General features: G+C 61.4%; 11 protein-coding genes. 6 read left to right on the top strand and 5 right to left on the bottom strand.

Translation table 11 applies throughout. The features are described from left to right. Nucleotides 1-132: 132 nt before the first annotated feature. A complete protein-coding gene (locus A6V37_RS23845) occupies nucleotides 133-747 on the top strand; it encodes an FMN-dependent NADH-azoreductase (RefSeq protein WP_064266499.1) in 615 nt (204 codons plus the stop codon). Nucleotides 748-823: 76 nt separating this feature from the next. Here the strand turns inward: A6V37_RS23845 and A6V37_RS23840 are convergent, their stop codons facing one another. From A6V37_RS23840 to A6V37_RS23825, 4 genes are all read right to left on the bottom strand, one after another. Continuing rightward, nucleotides 824-1,906: a porin gene (locus tag A6V37_RS23840; protein ID WP_082902636.1), complete on the bottom strand. Its 1,083-nt coding sequence runs from the start codon at nucleotides 1,904-1,906 to the stop codon at nucleotides 824-826. 69 nt (nucleotides 1,907-1,975) lie between these two features. Then, complete coding sequence (locus A6V37_RS23835; protein WP_064266500.1) at nucleotides 1,976-3,169, bottom strand: FAD-dependent monooxygenase; 1,194 nt, start codon at nucleotides 3,167-3,169, stop codon at nucleotides 1,976-1,978. Nucleotides 3,170-3,271: 102 nt separating this feature from the next. Next, nucleotides 3,272-4,801 (bottom strand): aldehyde dehydrogenase family protein, encoded by a 1,530-nt coding sequence (locus tag A6V37_RS23830; protein ID WP_207547592.1) that lies wholly within the window; start codon nucleotides 4,799-4,801, stop codon nucleotides 3,272-3,274. A gap of 119 nt (nucleotides 4,802-4,920) precedes the next feature. Further along, nucleotides 4,921-6,027, bottom strand: a complete 1,107-nt coding sequence (locus A6V37_RS23825; protein WP_064266501.1) for an NAD(P)-dependent alcohol dehydrogenase — start codon at nucleotides 6,025-6,027, stop codon at nucleotides 4,921-4,923. A 271-nt stretch (nucleotides 6,028-6,298) separates the two neighbouring features. On the opposite strand from A6V37_RS23825, the gene A6V37_RS23820 reads away from it, so the two are divergent. Both A6V37_RS23820 and A6V37_RS23815 read left to right on the top strand, forming a co-directional pair. Continuing rightward, nucleotides 6,299-7,060, top strand: a complete 762-nt coding sequence (locus A6V37_RS23820) for a TetR/AcrR family transcriptional regulator (RefSeq protein WP_064286407.1) — start codon at nucleotides 6,299-6,301, stop codon at nucleotides 7,058-7,060. 206 nt (nucleotides 7,061-7,266) lie between these two features. After that, entirely contained in the window at nucleotides 7,267-7,551 is a 285-nt protein-coding gene (locus A6V37_RS23815) for a DUF4148 domain-containing protein (RefSeq protein ID WP_064266503.1), read from the top strand. A gap of 280 nt (nucleotides 7,552-7,831) precedes the next feature. Here A6V37_RS23815 and A6V37_RS23810 read toward each other — a convergent pair whose 3' ends face one another. Then, nucleotides 7,832-8,434, bottom strand: a complete 603-nt coding sequence (locus A6V37_RS23810; RefSeq protein ID WP_064266504.1) for an NADPH-dependent F420 reductase — start codon at nucleotides 8,432-8,434, stop codon at nucleotides 7,832-7,834. Between the two features lie 115 nt (nucleotides 8,435-8,549). Between A6V37_RS23810 and A6V37_RS23805 the strand changes: the two genes are divergently transcribed. From A6V37_RS23805 to A6V37_RS23795, 3 genes are all read left to right on the top strand, one after another. Continuing rightward, a complete protein-coding gene (locus tag A6V37_RS23805) occupies nucleotides 8,550-9,479 on the top strand; it encodes a LysR family transcriptional regulator (protein ID WP_064266505.1) in 930 nt (309 codons plus the stop codon). A 221-nt stretch (nucleotides 9,480-9,700) separates the two neighbouring features. Further along, nucleotides 9,701-11,308 (top strand): carboxyl transferase domain-containing protein, encoded by a 1,608-nt coding sequence (locus A6V37_RS23800; protein ID WP_064266506.1) that lies wholly within the window; start codon nucleotides 9,701-9,703, stop codon nucleotides 11,306-11,308. Between the two features lie 144 nt (nucleotides 11,309-11,452). Then, nucleotides 11,453-12,329 (top strand): ATP-binding protein (locus A6V37_RS23795; protein WP_131799834.1); only part of this gene is annotated, 877 nt, incomplete at its 3' end.

The following is a 12,329-nucleotide window of genomic DNA, read 5'->3' as shown; positions in this document are numbered from 1 at the left end:
TATGATCGAAAAATAATGGGTATTCAGGTGCATTGCAACCATGCGACATTGCCGAAGTGTCCCCCCGCATTGGCGTCCGGCAAGATGTCTCATGCGTCGACGTGAGGCAACTCGCTACCCGAGGTCCGCGAAATGAAGCTGTTGCACATCGATTCCAGTATTTCCGGTGCCCAGTCGGTCAGCCGCACGCTAACCGCGGAAATCGTCAAGTGTCAGAAAGCGCTGCACCCTGGAATCGAGGTCGTCTATCGAGATCTTGCGGCCGACCCCGCGTTGCATCTGTCCCATGCGCACGTTGATGCGTGGACCGGTGGGACGGTCGAAGGGGCGGCGCTCAGTTGCGATCTCGAGACCGGCGAGGAGTACCTCGCCGAACTGTTCGTGGCCGATATTATCGTTATTGGCGCGCCGATGTATAACTTCTCGGTGCCGTCGCAGTTGAAGGCCTGGATCGATCGCATTGTGGTGGAGGGGCAGACGTTTGAGTATAGCGAGTCCGGCGAACTCCAGACATTTCTTCCATCCGCCAAGAAAGTCATCATTGCCTCTACACGCGGCAATGTCTATCAGCCTGGAACGCCGACGGCCGCGCATGAGCATCATGAAAGCTATTTGCTAACGGTGTTCTCGTTCCTCGGTCTGCATGACGTGACGGTGGTGCGTGCGGAGGGACTCGCGTTCGGTCCCGATACGAGAGATGCCGCGATTAGCAAGGCGCGATTCGCGATCGCCACTATCGCGGTTTGATATTCACGGCAAGCGGGCTGGACGCCGAGACTTCGCGAGAAGCCCCGGCGCCGTTGATTCGCACTCGAACCTGACGTCAGAACAGGTGGCGAATGCCGACGGCGGTGCCGAAGGTCGATCCGGAGGCACCGAAGAGCGCACCGTTCGTCGAGACGCCGGTGTTCATCTTCCCGTGATTGTCGACGTACCCGAACTGGCCGTAGAGCAAGGTGGCTTTCGAGAGACTGTAGATGACGCCGGTGGCGGCCAGGATCGAATGGTTGTTTGTATCGTTGCCGTCGCTCGTATACCAGACACCGGTATCGATATTGGTGTCGGGCGTGACCTGATAGCTCAATCCGCCACCGTAGACGCGATTGTCGAACGAGCCGGCGATTTTGTAATTGACGAAGACGGCCTTGACGATGATCCGATCGAACTGATAGCTGCCTCCGATGGTTCGGCCGGAGAACGCAACGGTGCTTGGAATGGGCGTTGTCGAGGCCGTGCCGCCTGCATTGCCGCTATACATCGCAGCGCTGATCAGCAGCGGTCCGTACGTGTAGTTCAGGCTGGCCGAATACTGGCGCCCGGCCTGAAAATTCCCGGCGACGCCGCCTAACGCGAGCAGCGCGCTGCCCTGCAAGCCGGCGATCGTCGGGCTCACATACGAAATCGAATTTGAGTTGAACGCGCCGGTGACGAACACACTGCCGGTGTAGATCGGCACGCCGCTGCCAAAGTACGACGCGCTGCGCGGGTCCGTTGCGATCAGCGAGAGCACGAACGGGGACAGTTGAACACCCGCCTTGACGGTGCCGAAGTTGCCCGCTATCCCAACCCACGCCTGCCGGCCGAACAGATTGCCGTTCGAATCGGTCAAGCCGCCGTTGGTCGTGTCGATGCCGCTTTCGAGCGTGAAGATCGCTTTCATCCCGCCACCGAGATCTTCGGTGCCTTTCAAGCCGAACAGTGACGGCGTCAGGCCGCCGGTCACCAGTGAGAGCTGATGGCCGGCGTTCTGTCCGGTGGCGGGGTTGACCGACTTGCTCGTATAGAGAATGCCAGCGTCGACAATGCCGTAAAGCGTCACGTTGCTTTGTGCGTGAGCGGTCAATCCGACGCTTCCGAGCAGCGTGCTTGCGAGAATGCCACGATAGTTGCGATAATGCTTAATCATCCTAAATAGTCTCCAAATATTTATTTATTGTGGATATCGATCGAGCTTCGTATCGACTGCGGTAATGAACTAGGCGCGGCTGCCTTCTACCTCGGACAAAGCCGCTGCATCGGCGTCATGTTCCAGTATCCAGCGGACCTCTTTCGTCCACGCCGCCATCGTTGCATCGCGTTGCGCCGGATCGTGGAAGTCGGTGCGATAGAACTGGCCCGCTTGCCGCGCCACACTCTGAACGAGCGCCGTGCGGTCGCGCCGGAGACGTTCATAGCGGGCCAGGCGGTCGGCCAGGTTGTCGGTGGAGGCGCCTTTGAGAAGAATGCCGAGCGTATAGGCATCCTCAATAGACTGGCCGGCGCCTTGACCGAGATGGGGGACCATCGGATGAGCGGCGTCGCCGATCAAGGTTGCGTTTCCAACCGTCCAGCGCGGCAGTGACGGGCGATCGTAAATGCCCCACACATAGGTCTCATCGAGCGCGGCAATAGTCTGTCCAACTCGCTCGTCCCAGCCTCGATATTCGGCGGCGAGCGCGGACAGGTCGCCCAGCGCAGACCAGGATTCCGCGGAGTCGCGATCGGTCGGCACAAAGGCCACCATATTGATGTAGGCGCCGGCTGATACCGGGTAGCACAGGAAACTGCGTCCCGCGCCCATCCACAGGTACAGGCCTTGCGCATCCTTCGCCCATGGGAGCTTGCCGACGGGCACCATGCCTCGATAGGCCATGACACCCTCGCTGGTAGCCGGCGCATCCAGGCCGAGCCGCTGACGCACCACGGACCGAATGCCGTCGGCGCCGATGACCAGGTCGCAGGTAGCGTGTGCGCCGTTCTCGAAGGTGAGGGTGATGCCTCTCCTGTCCTGAATCAGATCCGCGCAGCGATGGCCGAGTCGGACGCGCGACGAGGGGAGCGCACTGGAGAGGATGTCGAGGAATTCGGCACGGTGGACGTTATACCCCTGTCCCGCATCCGAAAGCGGAACGCCGCCGCGCGGAGCACCGGTTTCGATCGGCTCGCCCGTTGCGCCCATTAACCTGACGCCCGCAGTGGGTGAGCCAATTTTTCGCAGCGCGTCGCCGAAGCCCAGCTTGTCGAGCAGGCGCGTCGCGTTAGGGTGAAGCGTGACGCCCGCGCCAATTTCACGGAACTGGTCGGCCTGTTCGTAGATGAACAGGTCATGCCCGGCATCCCGCAAGGCCGCGGCGGTGGCGAGGCCACCGATACCACCGCCGACAATTGCAATTCGTAGCTTGTTTGCCATTTCAATATCTCATCTGTTAATGCTGCCCGCGCCTCGTGTGATCGAGGCGTTTGGGCATGCTGCTTGCCGTTGGGCCACCACCATTGGGTCACAGCCGTTGAGTTACGCGGAAACGCGTGGCGGCGCGAACAGGCCAATCGGGCCTTCCTCGAGGTTGACGACCACGCTCTTCAACTGCGTGTAGTGCGCGAGCGTTTCATGGCTGTTTTCGCGGCCGAACCCGCTCTGCTTACTGCCGCCGAGCGGCATGCCGGGCCGTGTGTTGTAGTAGCGGTTGACCCACACGGTGCCGGTTTCAAGCGAGCGCGCGATCCGATGCGCCCGGGTGAGATCGCGTGTCCATACGCCTCCCGCGAGACCGTAGATGCTGTCGTTGGCCGATTCGATCATGTCGGTCTCATCGTCCCAATCGATTACCGAGGTGACCGGTCCGAAAATCTCTTCGCGGAAAATGGTCATGTCTCGCTGCACGCCCGTGAACAGGGTCGGCTGAATAAAGAGTCCATCGGCAAGACCCGACACATTCGCGCGTTCGCCGCCAACGGCAAGCTGCGCGCCTTCGCGTTTGCCTGCGGCGATGTAGCTCATGACGCGATCGAACTGCACTTCCGACGACACCGCGCCAATCTGCGTGGCGGGGTCCAATGGGTCGCCGAAACGGATACGGCCCAGCAGCGACGTGACTTTGTCCAGCAACTCATCGCGCACACGGCGATGGACGAACACACGGCTGCCGGCGAGGCAAACCTCACCCTTGTTGATGACCGTCGACATCACCACCGACTCGGCGGCCGCGTCCAGATCGGCGTCTTCGCAGATGATGTTGGGCGATTTGCCGCCGAGCTCCATGGTCTGCGGAATGATCGAGTGGCTCGCATACCCGATGATTTTCTGGGCGGTGGCGCGGGACCCGGTAAAGGAAACCTTGCGCACGTCCGGATGCGTGACGAGACGCTCTCCCACGTCGCCCCCATAGCCGGTGACTACGTTGACGACGCCTTTCGGCAGGATGTCCATCAGTTCTTCAGCGAGCGCCATAACCGGGAGGCAGACGGTCTCGGCGGGCTTCAGCACGACGGTGCAGCCTGCTGCCAGTGCCGGAGCCAGCTTGAGTGCAGCCATCAGCAGCGCGACGTTCCACGGAATGATCTGCGCGACGACCCCGATGGGTTCGCGGTGGGACAGCGCGAGGGAATGGGGGAAGTCGAGAACCTCGCCTCTGAGATGGGTATGGCCGGCATAGAACTCGAATTGTTCTATCGCGTTCTGGACGTCGAGAAAGCCCTCGATAATCGTCTTGCCGTTGTTCAGCGATTCCATGACCGCGAATTCGGCGTGGCGCTTGCGGAGTCTGGCCGCTATTTCAAGCAGTATTCGCTGCCGTTCGAGGGGCTCGGTGCGCGACCAGGCGGGAAAGGCATCTCGCGCGGCGCGAACCGCCCGGTCGACATCAGCAGCGTTGCCAGCCTGAATTTTTCCGACGATCGACCGTGTAGCAGGATTGCGCAGCTCGATCAGTTTGCCGCTGTCGCCCTGTACCCATTCGTTGCCGATGAGATGGCCGTAGGTACGGGTGTGGTCAATCTGTGCCGCAATGGCTTTGTTTTGCTCGAGAGAGGGTGGGGTGAACAATTTCAGCTCCTGATGAGTGTCGTATTAGTCGTGTTACTCGTGGCTAACGCGTTTCGAAACATATTCGTAGTACTAATATAAATAAACAAAAACAGACATGCGTGAGCGTGCAAGACCCGTTAGTGTTCGAAGCGGATGACGGGCTTGATGGTCGCCCCGCGCGCGGCGTCGGCGAATGCCGCGCCGATCTCGTTCGGCTCATAAAAGCGGACCAGCTTTTCGAAGGGGAACATCCCCTGGCGATAGAAATCGAGCATACGTGGGATGAACTCCTGAGGTGTCGCGTCTCCCTGAATGATCCCTTGAAGGCTCTGCCCGGCACTCAGACGGGATGCGTCGAGCACGGCACCCGCAGCCGGATGGAAAGCCACAAAGCCGAATTTCCCGAGGATCGCCAGTGCGGAGAGGCCGGCTTCAAGGCTCTCCTTCCGGCCGCTGGTGTCGAGGACAAAATCGACGCCGCGCGGCGAAATCTCACGGAGCGTGGCCGCCACATCGGATGCGCCGGCGTTGATCGTGTGAGTGGCGCCCAGTTCCTGCGCGAGTTGCAGGCGTTCGGCGTTGACATCGATCGCGACGATCGTTGCGGCGCGCGCGATCCTGCTTGCCATGATCGCCGCAAGGCCGACGGCGCCGACACCGAAGATCGCAATGGAGGCGTCCGGCGGGACGTCGAGCGCGTGAAGCACTGCGGCTGCACCTGTCTGCAAACCGCAACCCAAGGGGGCCAGCATCGCGAGTGGCAAATCCTTTGGAACCTTTACGACATTGTTTTCGTTAGCAAGACTAAAGGTTGCGAACGAAGATTGACCAAAAAAGCGGCCGCGAACCGGTGTCCCATGGGTATCCGCCAGACCGGGCGTGCCGTCGGCCCGAACGCCCGAAAAGTTCATCGACAACAGATGATCGCAATACGCGGGGTGATCGTTTTCGCAGGCAGCGCAGTGACCACAGGAATTGAACGAGAGCACGACATGGTCGCCAGGCTGCACGGACGTCACCGCGCTCCCGACCCGTTCGACCACACCGGCGCCCTCATGGCCGAGGACGGCGGGGAGTTCGATGGGCATGAGCTGGTCGCGGAAATGCGCATCGGTCTGGCAGATTCCGCAAGCCACTATTTTCACAAGCACTTCGTCGGGGCGTGGATCGTCGAGGACCAATTGCTCGAGGGTGAATGAGCCGTGCGGTTCTCGGAGGACAGCTGCGGACGTCAAGGTAGTCATGTCGATATCCTGTCGGGTTGAGGCGGAGAGGCAATCCAGGTGCAAAGCGCTTTCGATGAGGCGATACACTGTGCGCAAGCGTAGGTCTGAGTCACACCTTTGTCAAGTTATAACGTACACATGTACGGTTTAATAAACGCGAGGAAGGCGAAGAATTTCGGCAAATTGTCACCGTAATTCCTAATTGACAAATATATAAAGAACAGTCGTACTGTTTATTGGGTGAGCCGATCGCGACGCGCGAAGGCTCAAATTGCATCAGGGAAGCTGAATGAACGACATGACTCACCCGGTTCCAAAAAAGAAACGCGCGGCCCGGCCGAAGAACCCCGAGGCAGGCCTTGCCGCGCCCGATTCATCCGTGGCGGAAGAGTCCGGTGAGAAGTCGCCGGGGAAGGGGCGGCGGCGCAAGGAGCAGCAGCGATCGATCGATACGCGCCGGGCCATCCTGGATGCCGCGCTTGCCGAGTTCGCGGAAAAGGGCTTCACTGCGGCAAGCATCAGAGAGATCGCTGCGCGAGTGAATTTGCCACACACCACGGTCACGCATCACTACCGGACCAAGGACGAACTTTGGCAAGCTGTCGCAGAAGATCTCTTTTCCACCATCCGGGGGCTGTGGGAAGCTGACAGTGAAGCGTCAAAGCCTGAACAGGTATTCGACCGACTGATGGGCGAGTACGTCAGCTTCCTGAGATTTACGCTTGAGCACCCGCTTTTTCATCAATTTCTGGCGCGTGAAAAGTGGCCCGGAAATCCGCGTTTGCCGTGGCTCGCCGAGAATGTGCTGGCGCCGCTGCTCGAACGCCTGCTGCCCGAGATTCGCACGGCGCAGACGGAAGGGTGTCTGCCGCCGGGGAACCCCATCCTGATCCACTACGTGTTCTTGGCGCTAATGTCCGTTCCGTCCATGTTTGGCGCCGAGATGGAGTACACCGCGGGAATGAAGAGCAGTAATCCGCTGATGGTGTCGGAATATCTCGCGCTCGTCAGGTCGATTCTTGCCATGAGGGATACGCACGGAAAGCGGTGACTCGCTGGCTGTAGGTTGCGGCGGCCGACGCATTTCATCTGAGGAAATGATCGGCGCCGCTCGATCCTCGATTGTTGCTTGAAGCGAAACAGTGAGTTTAAGGCGCTGGGGTTTTCCCTCGGAAAATTACCTCTTAAACTTCGCTCACGCGTGGCAAGACGCATGTTTGATGCGCCACCAACAACAATTTCAGAGGTTAAAAAATCATGAAACGCTTCATGCAGGCAGTTGTTATCGCTTCGTTGGTCGGCACGCCGCTCGTCTCATTCGCGCAGTCCAGCCAGCCCGTGACCCGTGCGCAGGTACGCGCGGACATGGTGGCAGTCGAAAAGGCCGGCTACCAACCCGGTGACTGGCTGCACTACCCGGAAAATCTCCAGGCTGCTGAAGCCAAAGTCGCCGCGCAGAACGCTACGGCGCAAGCCGGCGTGTCGGGCTATGGCGGCGAAGCCATTGGCACGTCCGTTTCGGGGCGTGTAGCGGGTCAGTAAGTCACTGCCGCTTCTTTATCGCGACGCGTCGACAGTACGATCGGCGTCGCGATTCTGGCGGGGGCACTGATCTCAAGACCTCTGCAGACATCCAGAAGTCTGAGCATCTTCGCGACAAACGGGTCGTAGCCGGGCCGCATGCCGTCCAGGCTGCGGCCCGTTTCATTTGCTCAATCCGCTGACCACCCCACTCGCTCTCCCTTTGCCGGAGAAGTTGGACTGTCCAAACGGATGGAATAACCGTGAAAGGCATCGCATGGCGTGCCCTTCATGTGGTTAGTTATCCAAACTTGACGAAATTATGGATCGCCACGGGGCCGCCGGGGATCTGAGCCAGCCGGCCCCCGGCTGCGAGCGAGCCCAGGTCCGCGCCAAAGAAGCCAAGCTGATCGATCAGGCCGCTTACGGCCGCTTTCGCCTGTGTATCGTCCCCGGAGAAGAACAGCACGCGACGGCCGCCTTCGGCTTGCGGATCGTCGGAGAGGAAATGCGCTGGAAGGTGGTTGAACGCCTTTACGACGCGCGCGCCCGGCACGAGATCCGCGACGACTTCGCTCGACAGGCGGCCGTGCAGCTCGGCCGGTTTGAACAGCGGCGCCTCGATAGGGTTATTCGTATCGATCACGATGCGGCCGCCGAAGTCCGGCAACTCGGCGAGCGCCTCCGGCAGCCGCGACCAGTTGACGGCGACGAAAACGATCTCCTGCGCGGCCGCCTGTTCGCGTGTCCCCGCCTTGATCGAGGGGCCGAGCTCCTCTACGAACCCGGCGAGCGAGGCCGGGCCGCGGCTGTTCGCAATGATGGCTTCGATGCCCTTGCTGGCCAGCGCTTTCGCGAGTGCCGAGCCGATCGCGCCGGCTCCGATGATACCGATGGTGCTCATGATGAAATCCCTTGTAAATCGTGGTGAAAGGTGAACGAATATTGCGGCCGAAATTACTGGTTGATTAGTGGGTAATTGCTTGAATTATTTTCAAGCGATGCTTTAATGTCCCTACATGGAAACGCTCGCTAATCTTGAATCGTTCGTACGCAGCGCCGAAACCGGCAGCTTCTCCGCAGCCGCGCGGCGCCTTGCGCTGACGCCCGCCGCGGTGAGCCGCAACGTCGCGCTGCTCGAACGCAATCTGGGCGTCCGGCTATTCCAGCGATCCACGCGCAAGCTCACCTTGACCGAGGCCGGCGAGCGATTCCTCGCGGAAATCGGCGGCAATCTGGATGCGCTGCAGGCGGCGATCGCGACCGTCTCGACCGGTCGTGGCGAGCCCGCCGGCGTGCTGAAAGTCAGCATGGCGCCAACGTTCGGCATGACGTACGTAATGCCGCTGCTGCCCGCGTTCCTCGCGCGCTATCCGATGATTCGTCCCGACTGGCACTTCGAAAGCCGGCAAGTCGACCTGATTGCCGAGGGCTACGACGCGGCCATGGGCGGCGGATTCGATCTCGCGCCGGGCGTCGTGTCGCGCGCATTGGCGCCTGCGCACCTCGTCGCGGTGGCGTCCGCGGCTTACATGTCAGGGCGCGTGCCCCCGGCTACTCCCGGCGATCTCGCGCAACTCGACGGCATCGTGATGCGATCGAGCCGCAGCGGCCGCGTGCGCCACCGGACCATGCGCGACGCGGCGGGCGTCGAGATGCTGGCGCGCGTTGGCGAGACGATTACGGTCAACGACCCGGCGGCGATGCGCGAGGCCGCCGTTCTCGGACTGGGCGTCGCGCTGCTGGTGGTGTCGGACGTGCTGCCGTGGATCGAGCGGGGCGAGCTCGTGCGATTGCTGCCGCACTGGTACGCGGACGCCGGAGCTATTTCGATCTACTACTCGACGCGCACGCTGCTGCCGGCGAAAACGCGGGCGTTTGTCGATTTTGTCGTCGAGGCGTTCGAGCGGCAGCGGCTGGCGGAGCGGTTTGCAGGCAGCATCGGATGAATGGTGCCAGGCCGGACCGGCAAACCTCCGCAGGCCGGTGAAGAGGTAGGCCCTATAGGGATAATCCCCGCATTATAAAACTGTACGAGTGGAAAGATTAATGTTACGCTGATTCAAGGTTCAAGAACTCGAGTTGCCGTTAGCGGTTGCCGCTTTGCGGCAACGTCGCGATCCGCACCGATTCTTGAAACGAACTGAATAACTTCCGGCGAGACGGAGTCATGGCGATTATTGAATCAAAGCTCAACCCGCGCTCGGACGACTTCCGCGCCAACGCCGCGGCACTCGAAGAACTGGTTGCCGATCTGCGCGCGAAAGTCGAGAAGCTCGCGCTAGGCGGCGGGCAGGCGGCGCGCGACAAACACACCGGCCGTGGCAAGCTATTACCGCGCGACCGCATTGCGCATCTGCTCGATCCGGGCACGCCGTTCCTCGAGTTCTCGCAACTCGCGGCCTACGGCATGTATCACAACGACGCGCCAGGCGCGGGCGTGATCACCGGCATTGGCCGGATCGCCGGGCAGGAGTGCGTAATAGTCTGCAACGACGCCACGGTCAAGGGCGGCACCTACTATCCGATCACGGTGAAGAAGCACGTGCGCGCGCAGGAAATCGCTGCGGAAAATCACTTGCCGTGCGTCTATCTGGTCGACTCGGGCGGGGCGAACCTGCCGAATCAGGACGACGTGTTCCCCGATCGCGATCACTTCGGCCGCATCTTCTACAACCAGGCGAACCTCTCGGCCGCGGGCATTCCGCAGATCGCCGTCGTGATGGGCTCGTGCACCGCGGGCGGTGCCTATGTGCCGGCCATGAGCGACGAGTCGATCATCGTCAAGAATCAGGGGACGATTTTTCTCGGTGGTCCGCCGCTCGTGAAAGCGGCCACCGGCGAAGTAGTGAGCGCCGAAGACCTCGGCGGTGGTGACGTGCATACGCGACTGTCGGGCGTGGTCGATCATCTCGCGCAGAACGACGCGCACGCGTTGGGGATTGCGCGCAGCATCGTCGGCAATCTGAACCGCAGCAAGCAGGTGCCGGTTGCGTTGCAGGAACCCAAGCCGCCGCGCTACGACGTGAAGAGCATGTACGGCGTGATTCCTGTGGATACGCGCAAGCCCTTCGATATCCGCGAAGTGATCGCACGCATCGTCGACGATTCCGCTTTCGACGAATTCAAGGCGCGTTACGGCACCACACTCGTGTGCGGTTTCGCGCATATCTGGGGGCACCCGGTCGGCATCATCGCGAACAACGGCATTCTGTTTTCCGAGTCGGCGCTCAAGGGCGCGCACTTCATCGAGTTGTGCAGCCAGCGCAAGATTCCGCTCGTGTTCCTGCAGAACATCACCGGCTTCATGGTGGGCCGCAAGTACGAGAACGAAGGTATCGCGCGCAATGGCGCGAAGATGGTGACGGCGGTGGCCACGGCGAAGGTGCCGAAGTTCACGGTGATCATCGGCGGCTCGTTCGGCGCGGGCAATTACGGCATGTGCGGCCGCGCGTACTCGCCGCGCTTCCTGTGGATGTGGCCGAACGCGCGCATTTCGGTGATGGGCGGCGAGCAGGCGGCGTCGGTGCTGGCCACGGTCAAGCGCGACGGTATTGAAGGCAAGGGCGGTGCATGGAGTGCCGAAGAGGAAGAGGCCTTCAAGCAGCCGATCCGCGATCAATACGAGCATCAGGGCCACCCGTACTACGCCAGTGCACGGTTGTGGGACGACGGCGTGATCGATCCGGCGCAAACACGTGACGTGCTGGGTCTAGGGCTGTCGGCAACGATGAATGCGCCGATCGAAGATACGCGCTTTGGCGTGTTCAGAATGTGAGGCGACGATGCGCCACGAAACGATCAGGGTAACTGACGATCCCTGTGTCCCGATTGTTACGCTTGCATCGCACACCACATTCAGCACGTCACGACATTGCGTCATACAACAGCCACGTAGAACGGCAACTTCACGAGACACCTCATGTTCAACAAGATCCTGATTGCCAACCGGGGCGAGATTGCGTGCCGCGTGGCGGCGACCTGCAAGCGGCTCGGCATCGCGAGCGTGGCCGTCTATTCGGATGCCGACGCCAACGCGAAACACGTGGCGGCTTGCGATGAAGCCGTGCATATCGGCGGTTCGACCGCGGCGGAAAGCTATCTGCGCGTCGAGCGCATTATCGAGGCGGCGAAAGCGACCGGCGCGCAGGCGGTGCATCCGGGCTACGGCTTTCTGTCGGAGAACGAAGATTTCGCGCATGCCTGCGAGGCGGCGGGCATTGTCTTCATCGGACCGCCGGTCGAGGCGATCGCCGCAATGGGCTCGAAGGCAGCGGCGAAGGCGCTGATGCACGCGGCCGCCGTGCCGCTCGTGCCCGGCTATCACGGCGACGACCAGGACGCCTCACTGCTGCATCGCGAAGCCGATTCAATCGGCTATCCGGTACTGCTCAAGGCGAGCGCGGGCGGCGGCGGCAAGGGCATGCGCGTGGTCGAGCGCAGCGAGGATTTCGCCGCGGCGCTGGCCTCCTGCAAGCGGGAAGCGGCGAGCAGCTTCGGCAACGATCGCGTGCTGATCGAAAAGTATCTGACGCGCCCGCGTCACGTGGAAGTGCAGGTGTTCGCGGACCGTCTCGGCGGCGCGGTCTATCTGTTCGATCGCGACTGCTCGGTGCAGCGGCGTCACCAGAAGGTGCTGGAAGAGGCGCCCGCGCCTGGCCTGTCGCAGGACATCAAGCGCGAAATGGGCGAGGCCGCGGTGGCCGCGGCGCGCGCGGTGAATTACGTCGGCGCGGGCACGGTCGAGTTCATCATGACCGGCACGGGCGATTTCTATTTCATGGAAATGAACACGCGCC

Origin of the sequence: Paraburkholderia ginsengiterrae (genome assembly GCF_001645125.1) — a bacterium.
GTDB classification, from domain to species: Bacteria; Pseudomonadota; Gammaproteobacteria; order Burkholderiales; family Burkholderiaceae; genus Paraburkholderia; species Paraburkholderia ginsengiterrae.
This window is presented reverse-complemented; position numbering and strand designations above follow the sequence as displayed.

Excerpts from the sequence above, each read along its gene's own strand:
- A6V37_RS23825 (WP_064266501.1), bottom strand. The coding sequence starts at position 6,027 with ATGACTACCTTGACGTCCGCAGCTGTCCTCCGAGAACCGCACGGCTCA.
- A6V37_RS23820 (WP_064286407.1), top strand. The coding sequence starts at position 6,299 with ATGAACGACATGACTCACCCGGTTCCAAAAAAGAAACGCGCGGCCCGG.
- A6V37_RS23835 (WP_064266500.1), bottom strand. The coding sequence starts at position 3,169 with ATGGCAAACAAGCTACGAATTGCAATTGTCGGCGGTGGTATCGGTGGC.
- A6V37_RS23840 (WP_082902636.1), bottom strand. The coding sequence starts at position 1,906 with ATGATTAAGCATTATCGCAACTATCGTGGCATTCTCGCAAGCACGCTG.
- A6V37_RS23815 (WP_064266503.1), top strand. The coding sequence starts at position 7,267 with ATGAAACGCTTCATGCAGGCAGTTGTTATCGCTTCGTTGGTCGGCACG.
- A6V37_RS23805 (WP_064266505.1), top strand. The coding sequence starts at position 8,550 with ATGGAAACGCTCGCTAATCTTGAATCGTTCGTACGCAGCGCCGAAACC.
- A6V37_RS23800 (WP_064266506.1), top strand. The coding sequence starts at position 9,701 with ATGGCGATTATTGAATCAAAGCTCAACCCGCGCTCGGACGACTTCCGC.
- A6V37_RS23810 (WP_064266504.1), bottom strand. The coding sequence starts at position 8,434 with ATGAGCACCATCGGTATCATCGGAGCCGGCGCGATCGGCTCGGCACTC.
- A6V37_RS23845 (WP_064266499.1), top strand. The coding sequence starts at position 133 with ATGAAGCTGTTGCACATCGATTCCAGTATTTCCGGTGCCCAGTCGGTC.